At 73.5% G+C, this 21004-nt stretch carries 20 protein-coding genes; 11 read left to right on the top strand and 9 right to left on the bottom strand.

Translation table 11 applies throughout. The annotated features are described in order from the left end of the window. The first annotated feature begins 97 nt into the window (after nt 1-97). The 3 genes from V3N99_11865 to V3N99_11855 all read left to right on the top strand — a co-directional run bounded on the left by V3N99_11865 (nt 98) and on the right by V3N99_11855 (nt 3193). Nucleotides 98-1372 (top strand): hydroxyacid-oxoacid transhydrogenase, encoded by a 1275-nt coding sequence (locus V3N99_11865; GenBank protein MEO3937440.1) that lies wholly within the window; start codon nt 98-100, stop codon nt 1370-1372. Between the two features lie 68 nt (nt 1373-1440). Beyond that, nucleotides 1441-1632 carry a hypothetical protein gene (locus tag V3N99_11860; GenBank protein ID MEO3937439.1) on the top strand — a complete coding sequence of 64 codons (192 nt, stop codon included), beginning with the start codon at nt 1441-1443 and terminating at the stop codon, nt 1630-1632. 88 nt (nt 1633-1720) lie between these two features. Next, on the top strand, nt 1721-3193 hold the full coding sequence (locus tag V3N99_11855; protein ID MEO3937438.1) for an ATP-binding cassette domain-containing protein: 1473 nt from the start codon (nt 1721-1723) through the stop codon (nt 3191-3193). A gap of 39 nt (nt 3194-3232) precedes the next feature. On the opposite strand, the gene V3N99_11850 is transcribed toward V3N99_11855, so the two are convergent. Further along, the gene (locus V3N99_11850) at nt 3233-4462 is read right to left on the bottom strand and encodes an ATP-binding protein (GenBank protein MEO3937437.1); all 1230 of its coding nucleotides are present in this window, start codon (nt 4460-4462) and stop codon (nt 3233-3235) included. A 154-nt stretch (nt 4463-4616) separates the two neighbouring features. Here V3N99_11850 and V3N99_11845 point away from each other — a divergent pair, with 154 nt between their 5' ends. Further along, a complete protein-coding gene (locus V3N99_11845; protein MEO3937436.1) occupies nt 4617-5942 on the top strand; it encodes a CoA transferase in 1326 nt (441 codons plus the stop codon). Nucleotides 5943-5953: 11 nt separating this feature from the next. Here V3N99_11845 and V3N99_11840 read toward each other — a convergent pair whose 3' ends face one another. From V3N99_11840 to V3N99_11830, 3 genes are read right to left on the bottom strand one after another with little or no spacing between them, the layout of a single operon-like run. Then, a complete protein-coding gene (locus V3N99_11840; GenBank protein ID MEO3937435.1) occupies nt 5954-6799 on the bottom strand; it encodes an SDR family oxidoreductase in 846 nt (281 codons plus the stop codon). Continuing rightward, complete coding sequence (pdxY, locus tag V3N99_11835; protein MEO3937434.1) at nt 6796-7641, bottom strand: pyridoxal kinase PdxY; 846 nt, start codon at nt 7639-7641, stop codon at nt 6796-6798. Before pdxY ends, V3N99_11840 begins: the two co-directional genes overlap by 4 nt. A gap of 2 nt (nt 7642-7643) precedes the next feature. Beyond that, nucleotides 7644-7970, bottom strand: coding sequence for a rhodanese-like domain-containing protein (locus tag V3N99_11830; GenBank protein ID MEO3937433.1), 327 nt, complete (start codon nt 7968-7970; stop codon nt 7644-7646). A gap of 107 nt (nt 7971-8077) precedes the next feature. On the opposite strand from V3N99_11830, the gene V3N99_11825 reads away from it, so the two are divergent. Together V3N99_11825 and V3N99_11820 are read left to right on the top strand one after the other, a co-directional pair. Further along, nucleotides 8078-9019 (top strand): NAD(P)-binding protein, encoded by a 942-nt coding sequence (locus tag V3N99_11825; GenBank protein ID MEO3937432.1) that lies wholly within the window; start codon nt 8078-8080, stop codon nt 9017-9019. 64 nt (nt 9020-9083) lie between these two features. After that, the gene (locus tag V3N99_11820) at nt 9084-10814 is read left to right on the top strand and encodes an FAD-dependent oxidoreductase (GenBank protein ID MEO3937431.1); all 1731 of its coding nucleotides are present in this window, start codon (nt 9084-9086) and stop codon (nt 10812-10814) included. A gap of 24 nt (nt 10815-10838) precedes the next feature. Here the strand turns inward: V3N99_11820 and V3N99_11815 are convergent, their stop codons facing one another. Genes V3N99_11815 through V3N99_11805 form a run of 3 tightly spaced genes read right to left on the bottom strand, consistent with a single transcriptional unit; the run spans nt 10839 to nt 13785 of the window. Next, entirely contained in the window at nt 10839-11747 is a 909-nt protein-coding gene (locus V3N99_11815; protein MEO3937430.1) for a bifunctional methylenetetrahydrofolate dehydrogenase/methenyltetrahydrofolate cyclohydrolase, read from the bottom strand. 43 nt (nt 11748-11790) lie between these two features. Continuing rightward, the gene (locus tag V3N99_11810) at nt 11791-12651 is read right to left on the bottom strand and encodes a DNA-formamidopyrimidine glycosylase family protein (protein ID MEO3937429.1); all 861 of its coding nucleotides are present in this window, start codon (nt 12649-12651) and stop codon (nt 11791-11793) included. A 12-nt stretch (nt 12652-12663) separates the two neighbouring features. Next, complete coding sequence (locus V3N99_11805) at nt 12664-13785, bottom strand: phosphatase domain-containing protein (GenBank protein ID MEO3937428.1); 1122 nt, start codon at nt 13783-13785, stop codon at nt 12664-12666. A gap of 154 nt (nt 13786-13939) precedes the next feature. Here V3N99_11805 and V3N99_11800 point away from each other — a divergent pair, with 154 nt between their 5' ends. Beyond that, entirely contained in the window at nt 13940-15112 is a 1173-nt protein-coding gene (locus V3N99_11800) for an aminotransferase class I/II-fold pyridoxal phosphate-dependent enzyme (GenBank protein ID MEO3937427.1), read from the top strand. 54 nt (nt 15113-15166) lie between these two features. Here the strand turns inward: V3N99_11800 and V3N99_11795 are convergent, their stop codons facing one another. Further along, entirely contained in the window at nt 15167-15925 is a 759-nt protein-coding gene (locus tag V3N99_11795; GenBank protein MEO3937426.1) for a hypothetical protein, read from the bottom strand. 189 nt (nt 15926-16114) lie between these two features. On the opposite strand from V3N99_11795, the gene V3N99_11790 reads away from it, so the two are divergent. The 3 genes from V3N99_11790 to V3N99_11780 all read left to right on the top strand — a co-directional run bounded on the left by V3N99_11790 (nt 16115) and on the right by V3N99_11780 (nt 19638). Beyond that, nucleotides 16115-18112, top strand: a complete 1998-nt coding sequence (locus V3N99_11790; GenBank protein ID MEO3937425.1) for a penicillin-binding transpeptidase domain-containing protein — start codon at nt 16115-16117, stop codon at nt 18110-18112. A 101-nt stretch (nt 18113-18213) separates the two neighbouring features. Further along, the gene (locus V3N99_11785) at nt 18214-18879 is read left to right on the top strand and encodes a hypothetical protein (protein ID MEO3937424.1); all 666 of its coding nucleotides are present in this window, start codon (nt 18214-18216) and stop codon (nt 18877-18879) included. 60 nt (nt 18880-18939) lie between these two features. Next, on the top strand, nt 18940-19638 hold the full coding sequence (locus V3N99_11780) for a DUF4282 domain-containing protein (protein MEO3937423.1): 699 nt from the start codon (nt 18940-18942) through the stop codon (nt 19636-19638). A gap of 12 nt (nt 19639-19650) precedes the next feature. Here the strand turns inward: V3N99_11780 and V3N99_11775 are convergent, their stop codons facing one another. After that, entirely contained in the window at nt 19651-20367 is a 717-nt protein-coding gene (locus V3N99_11775; protein MEO3937422.1) for a TetR/AcrR family transcriptional regulator, read from the bottom strand. A 101-nt stretch (nt 20368-20468) separates the two neighbouring features. Here V3N99_11775 and V3N99_11770 point away from each other — a divergent pair, with 101 nt between their 5' ends. After that, complete coding sequence (locus V3N99_11770; GenBank protein ID MEO3937421.1) at nt 20469-20912, top strand: nitroreductase family deazaflavin-dependent oxidoreductase; 444 nt, start codon at nt 20469-20471, stop codon at nt 20910-20912. Nucleotides 20913-21004: the final 92 nt, after the last annotated feature.

The following is a 21004-nucleotide window of genomic DNA, read 5'->3' as shown; positions in this document are numbered from 1 at the left end:
TGTCTCGTCGCGCGACCGGTGTCGCGATCCGTGGTTCCGGAGCGTACGCGGCGTGGCTCAGCGGGTGGCGACGACGGCCATGGGGCAGGATGGCGTCGTGAGCGACAACGAATCGGTCTTCACCTACGCCTCCCCCCGCCTGAAGTTCGGCGCGGGGTCGAGCAACGAGGTCGGTCACGACCTGGCCGCGCTGGGGGTGACCCGGGCGCTGCTGGTGACCGACCCGGGCATCGCCGCGAGCGGGGTCTCCGACCGGGTCGCTGAGGCGATCCGCGCGGCGGGGGTGGAGGTCGTGGTCTACGACCGGGCCCACGTCGAGCCGACGGATGCCAGCATGAACGAGGCGATCGACGCAGCCCGCGGTATGGGGCGCATCGACGGCGTCGTCGCCGTCGGGGGCGGGTCGAGCATCGACACGGCCAAGGCCGTCGACCTGATGCTCACCTCGCCGGGCGACCTGCTCGACTACGTCAACGCACCCGTGGGCGGCGGTCGGGCGCCGCAGGCCCCGCTGCTGCCCTTCGTCGCCGTGCCGACCACGGCCGGCACGGGAGCGGAGTCGACGTCGGTGTGCGTGCTCGACGTGCTCGCGCGCAAGGTCAAGACCGGCATCAGCCACGAGCGCCTGCGCCCCGTGCTCGCTGTCGTCGACCCCGAGCTGAGCGCGACGATGCCGCCCGGTGTCACCGCCGCGTCGGGCCTCGACATCCTGTGCCACGCGCTCGAGAGCTACACCGCCCGCGCCTACGACTCGTTTCCCCGGAAGGCAGCCGACAAGCGAGTGCCCTACTGCGGCGCCAACCCCATCGCCGACATGTGGAGCGAGAAGGCGATGAGCCTGCTCGCCTCAGCCTTCCGCCGGGCCTACCGTGACGGCACCGACATCGACGCCCGCCTCGAGATGTCGATGGCCGCGACCTTCGCCGGGCTCGGCTTCGGCAACGCCGGGGTGCACCTGCCGCACGCCAACGCCTACCCCATCGCGGGGCAGGTGCACGGCTTCCACCCCGACGACTACCCCGGCGACGAGGCGATCGTGCCGCACGGCATGGCCGTCGCGCTCACCGCGCCCGAGGCCTTCCGCTTCACCTTCGACGCGTCGCCGGAGCGGCACCTGGCGGCGGCGCGGCTGCTCGCGCCGGAGCACGCACCCACCGACGACCCGCGTGACGACCTGCCGTCGGTGCTCATCGACCTGATGCGCGACGTGGGCCAGCCCAGCGGGCTCGCCGAGGTCGGCTTCGGCGAGGGTGACGTGTCGGCGCTCGTCGAGGGCACCCTGGCGCAGTCGCGCCTGCTCGCGATCTGCCCCAAGGAGCCGAGCGACGACGACCTGAGCGGGGTCTTCACCAGGTCGATGGAGAACTGGTAGCCCCCACAGGTTGCGCGGCGGTAGGCCGTGTGCTGAGCTCACGGGGCCGTTGAGGCAACACCACGCGGATGATCGCGGCCACGGTGGCCGCCGTGCCCACGCGCGGCTCGGTGGTGAGGGCCAACGCCGTCGCGTCGTTCACCCAGCTGACGCCACCCTCGGGCGACCTGTCGGCAGGGGCCGGAGCGCTGGTCCTCGCCGCCTGGGTCGTGCTGGCGGTCGGCGGGGCCGTCGTCGCGATCCGGCGTCGCGACGTCTGACCACGCACCGGCGTGGCTACAATCGCGTGACCACGGGGATTGGACCGGGCGCTGCGCCGCAGCACCCGCTCGGCATGACGGGGACACGATGCAACTGCTGGATATCTCGGAGCTGCACCAGTACCGCGGCTACCGCCACGTGCTCAAGGGTGTCGACCTGCAGATCGGGCGCGGCGAGATCGTCGGCCTGATCGGCCGCAACGGCTCGGGCAAGTCGACGCTCGTGCAGACGATCTGCGGCGCGGCGAGCCCGCGCAGCGGGTCGATGACGCTCGACGGGCGGCCCTACCGCCCGGCGAACGTCGCCGCGGCTCGTGCCTCAGGCATCAGCGTCATCGAGCAGGACTTCGCCGTGCCCGACGGGCTGACCGTGCTGGAGAACCTCGTGCGCCACACCGTCCTGGCGGGTCGCCCCCGCAGCGAGCAGCTCGGGCGGGCCGCGCTGGTGCTGGCCCGCAGCGGCTTCGACCTCGACCTCGACCGCCCGCTGCACGACCTCGACCCGGCCGGGCAGGCGCTGGCCGAGGTGCTGCGGGTGCAGGCCGAGGGTGCCCGGCTGGTCATCTTCGACGAGGTGTCGGCGGTGCTCAACGACCTCGAGATCGCCCAGCTGCACGAGGCGGCGCGGCACCTGCGCGACCTGGGCTGCTCGATCATCCACATCGCGCACCGGCTCGAGGACGTCACCGCGCTGGCTGAGCGGATCGTCGTGCTGCGCGGAGGCGTCGTCGTCCAGCCGGTGGTCTCCGGACGGGTCGGGATGGACGACCTCGTGCGGGCCATGCTCGGCCGCGAGCTCGATGTGCCCGAGCGCGAGCCGCGTGAGCGGGACGAGATCCTCTACTCCCTGCAGGGCCTCAGCGTCTCGCGGGCCGTGGCCCCGCTCGACCTCGACCTGCACGCCGGCGAGGTGCTCGGCGTCGCCGGTCTGCGGCACTCGGGCGCCCACGAGCTGGTGGAGGCCCTCGCCGGGCGGCTCGAGGCACGGACGGTGTCGACCGAGCTGGTGCCCGCGCAGGACGGGCAGGAGGGGGCTGTCGCCTACGTCGGTGGCACCGACCCCGAGACCCTGCAGATGCGGCAGTCCGACGTGCTCACCACCGGCCAGGAGCACCTCGACGACGAGCGGAGGCTGCACCTCGCCTACGTGCGGGCCATCGAGCACGACATGGAGACCTCCAACCTGCACAACCCCCTCGGCAGCCTCAGCGGCGGCGACCGCCAGAAGGCCTCGATCGTGGCCGTCGCCGAGACCACCGCCTCGGTCGTCGTGCTCAGCCACCCGACCCGGGGGGTCGACGTCGGCGCCAAGGAGATGGCCTACCGGGTGATCGAGCAGCTCGTCGCCCGGGGCAAGGCGCTGGTGGTGCTCTCGAACGACCTGACCGAGCTGGTGCGCATCAGCGACCGGATCGCCGTGATGCACGAGGGTCGACTGGTCGCGGTGCTCGACACGCGCACCGCGCACGAGGACCTCGTGATGGGCTACGCGCTCACCGGGGAGCCGCCGGCGGAGCGGGGTCGACGTCGGGGGCGCGAGACCGAGGTGCCGGTGGGCTGAGCGGGTCGGCGGGCTCGGGTTGACCGGCCTGGGCGCGGCCTACCCCGTCGAGCGGAGGTAGCGGCCGAAGTGGGGGACCGTGAAGGCGATGCGGCCGCGCTCGCCGGAGTAGATCAGGCCCTTCTTGAGCAGGCCGTCGCGGGCCGGCGACAGGGACTGCGGCTTGCGGTCGAGGAGAGCGGCCACGGCGGCCGTCGGGACGGAGTCCCCCTCGGAGGCAGCGGAGTCGGCGGTGGGAGGCGGCGTCTCCTCGGGCAGGGCGACGTCGGCCATCGCCCGCAGGTACTCGCGCTCGGCGGGGGTGGCCCGCTCGAGGCGGGAGCCGAAGAAGCCGACGGCGAGCTCGGCCTCGGCCTCGGGGGCGGCGACGCGCACGTCGTCGGCGGTGATCGGGGAGCCGGGCGCGAGGTCCCACACGACCTTGCCGTAGGCCTGCACGAAGTAGGGGTAGCCGGCGGTGATCTCGTACATCGCGTCGAGCGCCTCGGGGGTGAACTGCGCGTCCTCGTCAGCGGCGGGGGCGACGAGCGCGAGGTCGGCGGCCGCACGGTCGAGCCGGTCGATGCGCGAGTAGCGGAAGAGCCGCTCGCTGTAGGACTTGCTGGCCGACAGGACCGCCGGCAGGTGCGGCAGCCCCGCGCCGACGACGATCAGGGGCAGGCCCTGCTGCGAGATCTCGTGGCACGCGGCGCAGAGGGCCGAGACGTCGTCGGGGCCGAGGTCCTGCATCTCGTCGATGAAGACGCCCACACCGCTGCCGCGGTCGGCCGCCAGCCCGGCCACATCGGTCAGCAGCTCGACGAGGTCGATCTCGATGTCGCCGGAGTCGGCGCGCCCCGTGGTGGCGGGCACGTCGATGCCTGAGCTCCACCGCTCGCGCACCTTGGCGGCGGGGGCCTCGCGCAGGGCGAAGGCCTTCACCGTGCCGAGCACCTCGTCGGCCTGGTCCCTCGACGCCCCCGCGGGGTGCCCGAGCTCGCGCACCGCGACGTGCAGCGCCGCCGCGAGCGGTCGTCGCAGTCCGTGGTCGGGACGCGCCTCGAGCTTGCCCGTGCCCCACCCGGCGCGTACCGCCTGCGAGCGCATCGCGTTGAGCAGCACCGTCTTGCCGACGCCGCGCAGCCCGGTGTTGATGATCGAGCGCTCGGGCCGACCCCGGGCCACGCGTTCGAGCACGACGTCGAACTGCCGCAGCTGAGCGTCGCGGCCCGCGAGCTCGGGCGGCCGCTGGCCGGCGCCGGGGGCATACGGGTTGCGGATCGGGTCCATGGATCGCAGCGTATGCGGCTCTCTAGCGCACACCCGATATTGCCGCATACTCCCGTAGGCCGTGTCGCGTCGGGGGGTAGGGCCCGACGCGACGCAGCGTCGAGTGCGAGTGCGGGGCCAGTTCAGGGCACGGTGACCCCGGTACGGTGGGCTCGTGCCCCTCTCCTCATCGGCGGCCGCGGTCGCCGCTCTCGCTCAGGCCGCTGTCGGAAACCTCGAGCCGCTCGCGCCGGTCGGGGGCGGGACGACGGCCCTCGACTCGCAGCTGCGCGTGGAGGACCTCGCCCTCGGGGCGGTGGCCTTCTGCGCCAGCGAGGCCGCGCGCTTCATCGGGCACGAGCTGCCGGTCGACCCCGGGCGGGTCGGGGCCTGCTTCCGCAGCCCGTCGCACGTCGCACTCGACGGCGTCGGCTTCGCGGGGTTCGACCCGCTGTCGGGCTTCTTCGAGGCGGCCGACGGGTGGGTGCGCACCCACGCGAACTACCCGTGGCACCGACAGCGGCTGGCGCAGCTGCTGGGGCTGACGGAGGCGCCGAGCCGCGACGACGTCGCCGCTGCCGTGCGCGAGCGGTCGGCGCACGAGATCGAGAGCGGAGCCAACGCCGCCGGGGCGATCGCCGTGCAGGTGCGCACGCCGGCCGAGTTCGCTGCCGTCCCCGGCATGGCCGGGGCGCCGCTGCTGCGCTACCTGCCGGGGCCCCCGGCGGCCCACGACGCGCGCGACCCCAGCCGGCCCGTGCGCGTGCTCGACCTCACCCGCGTCATCGCCGGCCCGGTGGCGACCAAGACCCTGGCCTCCCTCGGGCTCGACGTGCTGCGCCTCGACCCGCCGCAGCTGCCCGAGATGGAGATGGCGCACCTCGACTCCGCCGCCGGCAAGCACTCGACGGTGGTCGACCTGCGCCTCAACGCCAAGCTGGTGCGAGACCTCGTCGACCGGGCCGACGTCGTCGTCACCGGCTACCGCCCGGGTGCGCTCGCCGCCTTCGGCCTCGACACCCCCGAGCTGCTGGAGCGTCGGCCCGACCTCGTCGTCGCCGTCATCTCGGCCTGGCCCGGCTCGAGCGCCTGGTCGCACCGTCGCGGCTTCGACTCGATCGTGCAGGCGGCGAGCGGCATCGCCCACCTCGAGCGCCGACCCGACGGCACCCCGGGCGCACTGCGGGCCCAGGCACTCGACCACGGCGCGGGCTACCTGCTGGCCGGCGGCATCCTGCACGCCCTCGCCGCCGGTGAGGGGGCCCGGGTCGGCGTCTCGCTCACCGGACCCGCGATGGCGCTGCTGCACCTCGGCACCGGAGTGCCGTCACCGGAGGCCGTGATCCCCGACAGCGACGCCGCCCACCTCGAGACCGTCGACTGCGCCGGCCGACGCCTCACCCGGGTGCGGTCGATGTGGGAGCTCGACGGCGTCGACGCCCACGCCGAGCCGCTGGGCGCGAGCATGCCCATGTTCCGGCGCGCGGTCGTGGCCTCCTGACGGGGCCCGGGCTACGGGCGCAGGGCCGCCTCGAGCGGGCTGGCCGGGTGACCGGTCAGCCGCTCGACGTCACCGGTGACCTCGGCGACCTCACCGTCGCGGATGGCGGTGTAGGTGCTCACCCACGCGTCGAGCTGCCACTGCTCCTGCGACCACTGGCGCCGTGAGGCATACGCCTCCTCGAGGCCCTGGTCGACGAAGCGGTAGCTGCGCCCGAGTGCCTCGCTCATCCTGCTCGTCGCCTCGGTGAGGGTCACGGCCTCGGGCCCGGTCAGCGTGTAGGTCGCCCCGCGGTGCGACGCGGGGTCGCGCAGCACCGCGGCCAGGGCGTCGGCGCAGTCCTGCCGGGTGACGAGGGCGACGCGACCGTCACCGGCGGGCCCGGCGATGACGCCGTCGTCGGAGGCGAAGTGGACCAGCACGTCGGCGTAGAAGTTGTCGCGCAGCAGCGTGGAGGTCATGCCGCTATCGCGGATCGCGGCCTCGGTGTCGGCGTGGTCGCGCCCGAGGGTGAAGAGCGCGTCGGGCGACGCCCCGGCGAAGGAGGTGTAGACGATGTGCCCGACCCCGGCCGCCGTCGCCGCCTCGACGAAGGTGCGGTGCTCCTCGCGGCGGGTGGGCGACTCCGAGGCGGAGACCATGAGGAGCACGTCGACACCCGCCAGTGCCGCCCGGGCCGCCTCCCCGTCTCCGTAGGCCGCGACCCGCACCGGTGGGCTCCACGGCAGCTGCGGTGCGCGGGCCGGGTCGCGGACGACGAGGTGGGTCACCGCGTCGCCGAGGACCTCGACCAGGCGCCCTCCGAGCTGGCCCGTGGAGCCGGTGACGGCGAGCGTGGTCGCCGGGCGGGTGGTCACAGCGAGGTCACCGCGAAGCGCTCGTCGGGGTGGGCGATCGCTTCCTGGGCACCGATGAGCATCATCTCCTCGCGGCCGGCCGCGTGGGTGGCCTCGAGCACGGCATACATCGTGGCCGCGGTGCGCGAGAGCGCGGTGCGCGGGCCGTCGGTGAGGGTGTGCGCGAGGAAGATCGCGGCGGTGGCGTCGCCGCCGCCGCGCACCGTCATGTCGAGCAGGGGGGTCGAGACGGCATACGCACCCTCGTCGCTGACGCACACCATCTGGATCTCGCCCGCCGGGGTGTCGCTGGTGAGCACGCTGGTGACGAGCACCGTGCGCGGCCCGGTGGCGCGCACCACCTCGACGGCTGCGAGCAGGTCGGCCTGCGTGGCGATCTCGCGGCCGGAGAGGAACTCCAGCTCGAACTGGTTGGGGGTGACGAGGTCGGCGGCCGGCACGACGTGGTCGCGCATGAAGCCGGGAATGCCCTCTCGCACATAGAAACCACGGCCGACGTCACCGAGGACGGGGTCGCACGCATAGACCGCGGCCGGGTTGGCGGCCTTGACCCGGGCCACGGCGTCGAGCACGACCTCACCGACGGCCTCGGCCCCCTGGTAGCCCGACAGCACGGCATCGATTCCCGGGAAGGCACCGCGGTCCTCGACGCCCTGGATGACGGCACGCACGTCGTCGGGGGCGATGAGCGGCCCTCGGGTCGTGCCGTAGCCGGTGTGGTTGGAGAAGGTCACCGTCAGCACTGGGTAGACCTCGTGCCCGAGGCGCTGGAGCGGGAAGACGGCGGCCGAGTTACCAGCGTGCCCGTAGGCGACGTGCGACTGGATCGAGAGGATCTGCACGGCTACTTCACCCGCGGCTGTGCGCCGTTCTCGGCGACCATCGGCTTGCTGGCCGCGGCCCACGACATCATGCCGCCGTCGAGGTTGGCGACGTCGTGGCCCTGCTGGGCGAGCCACTGCACGGCCTGCGCCGAGCGACCGCCCGCCTTGCACGTCACCGGCAGCGTGCCGTCGACCTGCGGCAGCTCGCCGACGCGCTCCGCGAGCTGGGAGAGCGGGATGTGCACGGCGTGGGGAGCATGGCCCTCGTCCCACTCGTCCTGCTCACGCACGTCGAGCACGAGCGCGTCGTCGGCGAGGTCGGCGGGGGACAGCTGCTGCATCGTCATGCGACGATTCTGTCACCGGAGGGTCGGGGCGTGCGCCCCGGACGCCGCGCGGCTTGCTGGCCCGCGGGACTCCGCACGGACTGAGGGGCAGAGGGTAGGCGTGGTGAGTGACCGTGAGTGACGTGGTGACGATCGTCGGTGGTGGCCTCGCGGGCGCCGCCTGCGCGGCGGAGCTGGGGCGGCTCGGCGTGCCGTGCCGCGTGCTCGACCGCGGTCGTGCCCCCGGCGGGCGGATGGCGTCGCCAGAGGTGCACGGCCGTCGGGTCGACCTCGGCGCGGGCTACTTCACGGTGCGGGACGCGGATTTTGCTGCGGTGGTGCAGGACTGGCAGTCACGCGGCCTCGTGCGGGAGTGGACCGACACGTTCGCGCTCGTGTCGGCCGATCCGCATCCGGGCGCCCCGACGAGCAAGAGCGGGCCGATGCGGTGGGCGACGCCGGGCGGGCTGCGGACGGTGGTGCGCGACGTGCTCACCAGGGTCGATGTCGAGCTGCGCCACGACGTGACCGCGGTGGAGGTCGTCGCCCTGCTCGACCGCGAGCGGGACGGGCCGGTCGTGCTGGCGATGCCCGACGCCCAGGCGTCGACGCTGGTCGGTGAGGTGCCAGGGGTCGAGTGGGTGGAGTCGGACGCGGTGATCGCGGTGGCGTGCGGCTTCGCCGAGCGCACCTGGGAGCTCGACGCGGGCTTCGTCGGCGACGACCCCGACCTCACCTTCGTCGCCGACGACGGGTCGCGGCGCGGCGACGGCGCGGCGGTGCTCGTGGCGCACACGACCACGCCTCTGGCCCGGCAGCACCTGGCCGAGCCGGACGGGGTGGCGCCCGTCGTCGTCACGGCACTGCGCCGGTTGCTGGGGGTCGGCGAGCCGGAGTGGACGCACGCGCACCGGTGGACGCTGGCCAAGCCGGCGTCCGCCCACGAGACGACGCACCACTGGGACGGGCGGCTCGGGCTCGCCGGCGACCAGTGGAGCCCGGGGGCAGCGCCGCGGGTGGAGAGTGCGTGGCGGTCGGGCGTGGATCTCGCGCGGGCGATCGCCGGCTGATCGAGCGGCCCGGTCCTCGTGCGCCCACCGGAACACCACTGCCCATGGTGCGGTTGGTGGCTACATGAACCCCCTCAGCGCCAGCGGCCGCCCCGTCATCCTGCTGGCCGCCGACCCCGAGCGGCAGGCCACCGTCGAGGAGGTCTTCACCTCCCGCTACGGCCACGACTACGACGTGCAGCTGGTCGGCACGGCGAGCGAGCTGCTGGCCCGGGCCCAGAGCCTGGTCGACGAGGAGCGGGCGATCGCGCTGGTGTCGGCCCAGAGCGAGCTGCCCGACGGTGACGGGCTGGCGGCGCTCGACGCGGTGCACCGGATCTCCGCGACCGCACGGCGCATCGCCCTGCTGCCCAACGGCCGCTACGCGGCGGCCCTGCCCCGTCTGCGGGAGGCCCTGGCCGAGGGTCGGCTCGACGCGTGGCTGGCCATCCCGACCGCCCCCCGCGACGAGGAGTTCCACAGCGCCGTCGGCGAGCTGCTCTCCGACTGGACCTGGTCGACCGGTGCGGTCGAGATCGACGGTATCCAGGTCGTCTTCGACGCGAAGTCGGCGCAGGTGGCGCAGCTGCTCGACTACTTCCAGCGGATGGGGCTGCCCCACCGCAAGTACCACGCCGACTCCGACGTCGGCCGGGCCATCGTTGCCGCCGCTGGGTCGGATGCGCGCTTCCCGCTGGTGCACAACGTGCTTCGTCGACCAGAAGGTCTCGACCCCGCCGTCGTGCGACCCGAGGACGTCAGCATCGCGCCGACCCTCGCTCAGCTCGGTGCTGCGATGTACGGCTCGCCGGCAGACCTCGGCCCCGACTTCGTGGCCGACCTGCTCGTCATCGGCTCCGGCCCGGCTGGGCTGGCAGCGGCCGTCTACGGCGCGTCCGAGGGCCTGGCGACGGTCGTGCTCGAGTCCGAGGCCGTCGGCGGCCAGGCGGGCACGAGCTCGATGATTCGCAACTACCTCGGCTTCCCCCGCGGCATCTCCGGTATGCGGCTGGCCCAGCGCGCACGGATGCAGGCCCTGCGCTTCGGTGCTCGCTTCTTCGTCGGCACGCCGGTCGGCTCGCTCGTGGCCTCGGACGCGCGGGAGACCCCGCACGAGGTGGTGCTAGAGGACGGGGGAGTCGTGCGGGCGCGCGCCATCGTGGTGGCGAGCGGCGCGGCATACCGGCGGCTCGGGGTGGAGCCGATCGAGGCGATGGTGGGGCTCGGCGTCACCTACGGCGCGGCGACGACGATGGCGCCGTCGATGACCGGACGGCACGTGGTGGTCGTCGGCGGAGGCAACTCGGCCGGGCAGGCTGCGGTCCACCTGGCGCGCTTCGCCGCGCAGGTGACGATCGTCGTGCGACGTGAGGGGCTCGCCGCGACCATGTCGGACTACCTCGTGCGAGAGGTGACGGCCAACCCGCGCATCGAGGTGCGCTCGCACACCGAGGTCGTCGACGGCGGGGGCGACGGGTGGCTGCAGTGGCTGGTGCTGCGCGACCGACGTGACTCGAGCACCGAGCGGGTGGAGGCCTCCGGGCTGGTGCTGCTGCTGGGCGCCGAGCCCTGCGCCGACTTCCTGCCCGACAGCGTCGCCCGAGACAACCGCGGCTTCGTCGTCACCGGTCGCGACGTGCCGTCGGCGCTGTGGCGAGAGGGTCGGCCGCCCGACTCGCTCGAGACCACGGTGCCGGGCATCTTCGCCGCCGGCGACATCCGGGTGACCTCGATGAAGCGCGTCGCCGCCGCATCCGGCGAGGGCGCCGCTGTCGTGCCGCTCGTGCACGCCTGGCTCACGCCACCGACCATCTGAGCGGGCCGCGGCCCACTCAGGCAGTCAGTCGCTCAGTGCCGCCAGCCGCACGAGGTTGCGCATGGCCATGGTCACCGTCATCGGGCCGACCCGGGGGATGAAGGCCGACGCCTTGGCCATCACCGACTCGTCGAAGTTGCGGAACTGGCTGAAGTTGACGCAGATCGCGCCGTCGGCGATCTCGTCGGCCGTCACCAGCGGGAAGGCTCGGGACGGCACGCCCGTGATCACCACATCGGCGCGGGACAGGGCCGAGGCCCGGTCTTCGTCGCTGTCGCGCACCGAGTGGGCGTGACGGCCGATCGCGGGCTCGAAGTGCACCGTGCTCGACTCGTCGAGCGAGACGACCTCGGCGCCGTCGTTGGCCAGCATCGCCGCGAGCGGGCGGCCGACGACGTCGCTGCGGTTGATCACGCAGGCGGTGACCCCCTGGAGCGGGGCCTGGTCGCCGGTGCGTCGCAGCCCGGCCTCGTCGAGCAGCTTGAGGACGGCCAGCGGTGTACAGGGCAGGATCGCCCGGTGGCCGGCGTCGATCGACCGCCTGTTCTCGTAGAGCATGCGGCTCCAGAACGAGTGCATGCCCTCGATGTCCTTGCGGGGGTCGACCAGCTCACGCAGCCACGGGTCGTCAGTGGGGCCGGCGAGCGGGTAGTAGCAGAAGATGCCGTCGACGCGCGGGTCGACGTTCGCTTCGGCCACCGCAGCCAAGCCGTCCTCGGCGGCGACGTGCCGCACCTCGAAGTCGATCCCGACGTCGGCGCCCCCGCGGGCGGCCCACTGCGCGTAGGTGTGGGCCGGCCCCTCGGCCTGGCTGAGCAGGCCGACGATGCGCAGTGGACGCCCCCGGGCGGCGCTGATCTCGGCCACGTCGGCGCGCACCTCGTCGCGGTATGAAGCCGCCACCACGGCGGGGTCGACCAGGCGCGCACTCACCCGGCCAAGCCTAGTGCGCCGCCGCGGCAGCGCGTGCTCCCGGCTACTTCAGCAGCCGCGACATCCGCCGGTCGGCGAGCGGCTTGCCGCCGGTCTGGCAGGTCGCGCAGTACTGCAGCGAGCTGTCGGCGAAGGACACCTCGCGCACCGTGTCCCCGCACACCGGGCAGACCTGACCCGTGCGACCGTGGACCCGCATGCCCTCGCGCTTGGCGTCCTTCAGCTCCTTCGCGGGCTTGCCCGAGGCCGCGGTCACGGCGCCCGTGAGGGTGGTGCGCAGGGCCTCGTACAGGCGCTGCACGTCGGGCTCCGAGAGCTTGCCGGCGATCGCGAACGGTGACATGCGGGCCACGTGCAGGATCTCGTCGGAGTAGGCGTTGCCGATGCCGGCGAGGAACTGCTGGTCGCGCAGCAGCCCCTTGACCTGGGTGCGCCGGCCCTCGAGCATCGCGGCGAAACGGTCCAGCGAGAAGTCGGCGGCCAGTGGGTCGGGGCCGAGGCTCGCGATGCGCTCGACGTCGGTGACGTCACGCACGAGGTAGGCGGCGAGCGACTTCTTCGTGCCAGCCTCGGTGAGGTCGAAACCCGACCCGTCGGACAGCCGCAGCCGCAGCGCGATCGGCCCCTTGCCAGGGCGGACCACCGTCTGGGGCAGCTGGTCGGACCAGCGCAGCCAGCCGGCCCGGGCGAGGTGGAAGACCAGGTGGGTGCCGTCGATGTCGAGGTCGAGGTACTTGCCGTGCCGGCTCACGCCGTCGACCGGCGCCCCCGCGAGCGACGACGGCGGGGGGTCGAAGGTCTTGAGCACCGAGAACGACGCCAGCTCGAGGGAGGCCACGGCGAGTCCCTGCGTGCGCTCGCCGAGGAAGTCGACGAGCGCCTGGACCTCGGGCAGCTCGGGCACGACCTCATCATGTCAGGACTCGATGTCGGCCGGTGGTGGCGCGATGTCTCCCCGCGACCCGCCGACCTTGCCCGCCTGCCTCAGGATCCTGAGCAGGCCGAACCCGTCGGGGGCGTAGAAGATCGGGATCTCGCGCGGCACCCGCGTCGAGCGCGACAGCTCGTCGGTCGGCACGGGGATGCCGTGGGACAGCAGCTGCTCGGTCGGCGTCAGCTGGCGGATGGCCACCGCCTCGACGCACTCGGGCCGCGCCTCGGCGAAGTCGCTGTAGACCGTGACGTCGTGCTGGCCGTCGTCGCCGACGAGCAGCCACCTCACCCCCGGGAAGTCGCGCACCAGGCGGTCGAGGCACTGCCGCTTGTGCTCGCTCCCGCTGCGGAACCAGCCCGTGTTGGTCGGGCCCCAGTCGGTGAGCAGCAGCGGCCCGAGCGGGTAGCCGTGGTTGCGCAGGAACCGGGTGAGCGCGGGCGCCGTGTTCCACGCACCGGTGGAGACGTAGACGCACGGCGCACCCGGGTGCACGGCGAGCAGCTCGCGGTAGAGCGGCGCCATACCGGGCACGACCCGGCGGTTGCCCTCGTGCTTGACGAAGGTGTTCCACGCCGCGAGGAACATGCGCGGCAGCATGGTCGTGATCACGGTGTCGTCGATGTCGCTCACCAGCCCGAAGGTGAGGTCGTCGCCGACCACGAAGACGTCGACGACCACCGGGTCACCGCCCTGGGCGCGCACCGTGGCCGTGTGCCAGCCCGGCGCGAGACCGTGCCCGCGGAAGGTCAGGTCGACGTGGCCCGAGCGGTCGCTGCGGGCGTGGGCGACGTGCCCGCCGACGCTCACCGTCACCGGCACGTCCATCGCGACCACGGTGAAGAAGACCCGCCACCCACGGCGCCGCGCCTCGAGCGAGCGCATGCCGCCGTAGGAGCGGTCGGGCGCCGGGTCGTGGGCCGCCCCGTCGTCGATGTCGTCCCTGCTGCGGCTGAGCACGACGCGGGCGAAGATCCGCACGAAGTCGGTGGATCCGTAGCCGACGTGGCCGATCACCCGGTTTCCCCAGCCGCGGCGGCGCAGGACCCGATCCATCTGGCGGTGCCACGCGTCCTCGACGATCGCAGCGGCATGCGGGCGCGACATGACCCCAACCTAGGCCATCGGGGGCCCCCTCGCGCTGGGCGAGGGATGAGTCCGGGCTTGGGTCGGGCTCGGGTCGGGCTCGGGTCGGGCTTGGGTGCGAGCGTGAGTCGGGCGTGAGTCGGGCACCAGCGACGACTGGGGCAGGATGGGCACCATGGAGTCCCTCGTCGACCTCGACGCCCTCTCACCCGCGCAGCTGCGGGCTCGGCGCACGCTGAAGTGGAGCCACTACCCCGACGACGTGCTGCCGCTCTGGGTGGGCGAGATGGACTTCCCGACCGCGCCCGCCGTCCTCGAGGCCGTGCGCCGCGCCGTCGACGACGAGTGCCTCGGCTACCCGCTCGACGCGCAGGCCAGTGGGCTCGGGGCCGGCCTCGCCGGGTGGCTGGGCCGCGAGCTGGGGTGGGCGGTCGACGCCTCGCAGGTGCACCTCGTGCCCAACGTCGTGCGCGGGGTCGGCCTCGCTCTCGACACGCTGTGCGACGACGGGCCGGTCGTCATCCCCACCCCCGCCTACATGCCCTTCTTCGACGTCGTCCGTCTGCGCGGCCGCGAGGTCGTGCCCGTGCCGATGCTGCGGGCGACCCCCGCCGACGACGCCCCGTGGGTGCTCGACCTCGAGGCGATCGAGTCGGCGCTGCTGCAGGGGGCGCGCGCCCTCATCCTGTGCAACCCGCACAACCCCCTCGGGCACGTCCACACCCACGACGAGCTGACGGGGCTGGCCGAGGTGGTGCAGCGCCACGGCGCCAGGGTCGTCTCCGACGAGATCCACGCACCCCTCGTCTTCGAGGGCACCCACCTCCCGTATGCCGCGCTGTCGCCGGATACCGCCGCGCACACCGTGACGGTCCTGTCGGCGAGCAAGGCGTTCAACCTGCCCGGGCTCGCGTGCGCGCAGGTCGTCACGAGCAGCGAGGCCGACACGGCGGCCTGGCGGGCCATCCCGCACGAGAAGACGATCGGCGTCGGGACGCTCGGCATCGAGGCCAACCTCGCGGCCTACGAGCACGGCGGCCCGTGGCTGGCGCAGGTGCGCGAGCGCCTCGCGGCCAACGCCCGGCTCGTCGCCGACGCGGTCGCCGCCATGCCCGGGGTGGAGCACCGTCTCAACGAGGCCACCTACCTCGCCTGGCTCGACCTCTCGGCCCTCGACCTCGACACCGAGCCGGCCCCGTGGCTGCTCGAGCACGCTCGGGTGGCGCTGAGCGACGGCGCAGCCTTCGGCGCCCCGCAGCACCGTTTCGCCCGGCTCAACTTCGCGACCACCGGGGTGATCCTCGAGGAGGCGCTGGGTCGGATCGCGGCGGCGGTCGCCGCCCGCTGAGCCCGGCCACAGCAATGAGCCTCGCGCCTCGCACCGGGGCTGCCGTCCACGAGCTCAGGCGCCGAAGAAGTCGGACTCGCGCTCCTGCGCGGGGAAGTGGTCGAGGTCGCGGATGATCCGCGCACTGGTGTCGGTGGTCGCCGACGGGTGGCCACCGGCGTGGACGACCTGCCAGTTGTAGACGTGGGCCAGCAGGGCGTTCGTGGCCGGCACGGCATACGGCCAGTCCTGCGCCGTGAACGGCACGATCACGCTGTAGTCGCCGGGCGACTGGTAGGCCTCCCGCGCATCGAAGGTCGCCGGCAGCGCCACGCGGCGCCCGGCGGTGTCGAGGGCGTAGCTGTGCTGCACGCTGAGGATCAGACCGCCGAAGTAGGGCCGCACCCGGAGGTCGCTGACGACGGTGCAGGCGGGGATGCCGGGGACGCAGCCGTGGATGGACATGACGCCGGTGCCGTCGGTGCGCACGTCGACGACGGCGTCGTGCACCGCCCAGCGCCCGGCGAGGCCGACCGGCACGACGGTCTCCGGCCGGGTCGGGGTGGCCGTCGCCGGCGGGGTGACGGCCGGCGGGATGGTCGAGGTGGAAGGCGTGGCCACCACGGTGACTGCGGAGGTCGGGGGGATCGTGGTTGCCCTGGGGGACGCGGGGCTCGAGATGGTGGCGGGCGGGGTGCGCGCGGGGCTGCTCGACGCTGCGCCGGGAGAGGGCGCCGTCGCGGCTGCTCCGGGGTTGGCGGCCGTGCACCCCGTGGTGAGGGCAGCGAGGGCGGCGACGCTGATCGCCAGCAGGAGGCAGTTCGGACGGAGCATGGTGCGTTCCCCTTTCCCGTGGCGACGCCGCCCGGGCTCGTGACGCCGTGAGCCGGTGGGCTGTGGTCGTCAGAGGGAAGACGCCCCAGACCCCGCAGGGTTGCGTCCCGAGACGCAACTGTGACCTGACCCCGTCGGCTGCTCACGGGTCTCGCCGGGCTCACCGGCGGACGTGTGAGGATGGGCGGCATGAGACCGGGGAGGCCGACGACCGTCGCTGCGCTGAGTGCCTTCGTGGTCGGGGTCGGTGCGCTGGCCGCGTGCGACACGATCAGCCCGCCGCCCGGGCCGGACGACGCCGCCAAGGCCCTCGCGGCGGGGCTGGCCAACGGCGCCCTCACCGCGATCCCCTTCGACGGCTCGACGGGCGAGGCGGCCACGACCTACGTCGCCACCGCCGTGGGCGACCTGAAGTCCGTCAGGCGCACCGTCGCCGTGACCTCGGTGACCACGGACCCGACCAACCAGAAGCTGGCCACGGCCACGCTCACCTGGGCCTGGGCCCTCTCGTCGACCGACGCCGCCACGGGGTCGACCGCCACCCCGAGCGCGAGCGCGACCACCACCTCGGCCACCACTGCGACCACGGCTGCGACGTGGACCTACACCGTCGACGCGACGCTCACCCTGGCGGCTGACAAGACCTGGCACACGACCTGGACGCCGTCCCTCCTCGCGCCCGACCTGACGGCCACCGAGCAGCTGACGGTGAGCCGCACCTCCGGCAAGCGCGCCGACATCGTCGGGGCCGGCAACACCCCGCTCATGACCAGCCGCGACGTCTTCCAGGTCGGCATCGACAAGGGACGCATCACCTCGGCCCAGGCACCGGGGTCGGCGGCGGCCCTGGCCAAGGTGATCGGCATCGACGGCGCGGGCTTCGCCAAGCGCGTCACGGCAGCGGGCGCCAAGGCCTTCGTCGTCGGGCTGACGGTGCGCGCCACCGACCCGCTCGCGACGTCGCGCGCGGCGCAGGTGTCGGCCGTGCCGGGCGGCGTCTCCATACCGGCCTCTGACGTGCTGGGTCCGACGCCGACCTTCGCCAAGGCGATGCTCGGCACCGTCGGAGAGGCGACGGCCGAGATCATCTCGGCGTCGAACGGCACGCTCAAGGCCGGTGACGTCGTCGGCCTGTCGGGCCTCGAGCAGCGGTATGACGCCCGGCTGCGCGGCACGCAGGGCCTGACCGTCGACGCGGTGGGCACCGATGCCGCGGGCAAGAAGGTCTCCCGGGAGCTGTTCTCCCGCGACGCCACCGACGGCACGCCGCTGCGGGTGACTCTCGACCTCGGGGCGCAGGTCGCCGCCGAGGCGGCCCTCGGCTCGCAGACCACGACACCGACGGCGCTGGTCGCCATCCGCCCCTCCACGGGCGAGGTCGTCGCCGCTGCCAACGGGCCCGCGGCCTCGGGTCAGGTCGCGACCACAGGGCACGCCGCCCCAGGGTCGACCTTCAAGATCGTGACCGCACTGGCCCTGCTGCGGGCCGGTCTGACCCCCGACACCCCGGTGGCGTGCACACCGACGGTGACGGTCGACGGGCGCAGCTTCAAGAACTACGACGACTACCCGGCCGACAAGATCGGCACCATCGCGCTGCGCACGGCCTTCGCCAACTCGTGCAACACCGCCTTCATCGCCAACCAGGCCAAGATCACCCAGGCCGGTCTCGCCGAGGCGGCCGCGTCGCTGGGGATCGGCGTCGACCTCGACCTCGGCATCCCCGCCTACCTCGGGTCGGTCCCGGCGACCGGGACCGGCACGACGCACGCCGCCTCGATGATCGGTCAGGCGCAGGTCGAGGTGGCCCCGATGGACATGGCCACCGTCGTCGCCAGCGTCATCAAGGGCTCGGTGGTGCGGCCTGCACTGGTCTACGACAACCCGGCCGTGTCGTCCTTCCCCCGACCGGCCAAGCCCCTGACGGGCCCCGAGGCCGCGTCGCTGCGGTCCCTGATGGGGGCCGTGGTCACCGAGGGCAGCGGTCGCGTGCTCGCGCCGAACGGCGTCACCCTGGCCAAGACCGGCACGGCCGAGTTCGGCACGGCCACCCCACCGCTGACCCACGCGTGGATGGTCGCGGGCAAGGGCGACCTCGCGGTCGTGGCCTACGTCGAGGAGGGGCAGTCGGGGAGCAGGAGCGCCGCGCCGCTGATCGCCGCCTTCCTCAGCCGGTATGCGGGCTGAGTGGGTATCCCGGTTGAGCCGCACCGCGACCGGGGGCCCGTCGGTTAGCCTCGTGAGCACCGCCAGACCCTGCTACACCCCCGCAACCGCCCGGAGTCATCGTGCTCAAGATCTACATCGTCCTCGTCGTGCTGGTCGCCATCGCCCTGGTGACCCCGACCATCCGCCGGTCGCTCGGCGGGCTGGGGCGCCTGCGCGACCGGGACGGGCGACGTGAGCTGACCGAGCAGGCCAAGGAGGCGGCGGGCCGGGCCGCCGACACCGCCCGCACCGCCGCCGGGACGGCGCGTGACGCCGCTGGCACCGCCGCTGGGGTCGCCATCGGCACGGCCAGCACGGTGCGCGGTGCGGGCGAGTCCGTGGCCCAGGGCCTCACCGACCGTCGGCTGCGCACCCTCGGCCGCTCCCTGACCATCGAGGGCGATGCCGTCACGGTGGGCCCCTTCCTGACGGCGGCCGCCGAGCGGGTCGCCGTCGTCGACGCCGTCGCGGTCCAGCCCGGCGAGGCGCTCGCCTGGCTGCACAGCGGGTCCGGCGACACCCGGTATGCCGCCCGACCCGGCCCGACCACCATGCCCACCACCGTCTTCGGCGTGGTCGGCTTCGACTACGCCTACGGCGAGCCGCAGGGCATGTCTGCCGCGGGCGAGTTCGCGGATGCCGTCACCTCGGCCCTCACCGAGGCCGGTGTCCGGTGGACCGAGGCGGTACTCACCTTCGAGCCGGGCCCCGACGACTCGAGCGACGGGCCACGTCGGCTGGCCTGAGCCACCGCGGCGCACGGCCCAGGGTTTTGACCGCCCAGCCCCCACCCTCCAGGAGCACCCATGTCGACGCAGCCGCCCACCTACGGAAACTCCGACGAGACCACGGTGACCCCGCTGACCCCGGTGACCCCCGAGGTGACGCCAGAGGTGACGCCTGAGGTACCGACCTACGGCACGCAACAGCCGACCTACGGCACGACCCAGCCCACCCCCTCCCCCGAGCAGCCCTGGTACGGCGCGGCGGAGCCGAGCTTCGGACCGCCCACGGGGGCGCCGTACGGCAGCGGAGAGGGCTACGGCGGCTACGGGGGACAGCCTCCCTACGGCTCACCGTCCTGGGCGCCGGCGCCGGCCCCGCCGACCTTCTCGTATGGCCCACCGGCCGGCCCACCGGCAGGCCCCGGTGGTCGCGCCTACGGCCCCAGCGTCACCGGCTTTCCCATTACCCCGTCCCCCCTCACTGGTTTCCTGGGCAAGCTCTTTGACCGCTCGTTCACGTCGTTCGTGACCCCCTCGATCGCCGCGGGCGCCTACGTGCTCGCCATGGTGCTGATCGTGATCGGGTGGCTCGGCTACTCGTTCGACGCGTTCGAGCAGGATCCTCTGCTCGGTCTGCTGGTGCTCGTCGTCGTGGGTCCGCTGGCCGGGCTCGCCTGCCTCGTGGTCGTCCGGGTCGTGCTCGAGACGGGGATCGCGGTCACCCGCCTGAGCGAGGACGCGCGACAGCAGGAGCTCGGCCGCGATCAGCAGGCCGAGTGAGGCGGAGGCCCCTCAGGGGTCGGTGACCACCGCGATGGCGAGCCTGACCTGGTGCTCGAAGGCCACCTCGGGCCGCGCGAACGTCTCGGCCCCCAGGTGCCCGAAGACCTCGCTGCTCACGGCGCCGACCAGCGCCGTCCAGAGGAAGACCCCGCGCGCCATCGTCGGGGCGTCAGCGGCCTGCGCCCCGACCTGGGCCTTGATCTCTTCGAGGTCCGGGCCCAAGACCCGGGGCAGCGCGACCCGGCCGGCCCCGGCCGGCACGGCCCCCGAGGTCACGCCCTCGTCGATTAGCCGCACCAGCCGCAGCAGCACCCGGGTGCCCGGCCCGACCGTCACCTCCCCGGGAGCCTCGTAGCCGGGCACCGGGCTGCCGTAGAGCAGGGCGTAGCGGGCGGGCTCGGCGAGCGCCCACCGACGCATCGCCGTCGCGAGGGTGACCACCTGAGCGACGAAACCGCCTCGGGCCGAGCCGGATGCCGCGTCGACCGCGTCGGCCAGCTCGGTGTAGGCGTCGACCACGAGCAGCGTCAGCAGGTCGTCACGACTGGCGACGTAGCGGTAGACCGCGCTCGAGACCATCCCGAGGTCTCGGGTGACCGCGCGCAGCGACAGGGCTGCCGCCCCCTCCTCGGCGAGGTGCCGGCGACCGCTCTCGATGATGCGTCCCCAGACCTCCTCGCGGCGCTCGGCACGAGAGGGACGGACGGGTCCGGAGGCGGTGGGCACCAGTTGACCCTAGCAAAGTGAGAGCACTGCTCTTGACTCGCGCTTCAGTCGCCCCTAGGGTTGCGGCATACGAGAGCAGTGCTCACACTTTGGAGGAACCCATGTCCCGCTACGTCGCTCCGACCGTCGCCACCCTGCGCTTCAACTCGCTCGTCGCCTGGCTCACCCGCCACGGGCTGAGCATCATGGGCTCGCGAGTGCTCACCGTCCGCGGCCGCACGACCGGCACGCCCCGCAGCACCCCCGTCAACCTGCTCACGCTAGACGAGGAGCGCTACCTCGTCTCCCCGCGTGGCCACAGCCAGTGGGTGCGCAACGCCCGGGTCGCCGGCGAGGTGGAGCTGCGGGTGGGACGCCGCGTCGAGCAGGTGAGCCTGACCGAGGTCCCGGTGCCGGAGCGCGTGGCCGTCATCAGGGAGTACCTGCGCAAGTGGGGCTGGGAGGTCGGCCAGTTCGTCGAGGGGCTGACCGCCAGGTCGGACGACGCCCGCATCCTCGAGGTCGCGCCTGACTTCCCCGTCTTCCGGCTGGCCCCGCGCGTCTGAGGAGCCCCCGCGCCACCAGTGGGCGTTTCGGCGAGCCGACAACGGGGGATGACGAGGATGGACGGGTCCGCGACATCCCGGGACCGCCCCAC

The organism is Dermatophilaceae bacterium Soc4.6, from assembly GCA_039889245.1.
In the GTDB taxonomy this organism is placed as follows: Bacteria; Actinomycetota; Actinomycetes; order Actinomycetales; family Dermatophilaceae; genus Lapillicoccus.
This window is presented reverse-complemented; position numbering and strand designations above follow the sequence as displayed.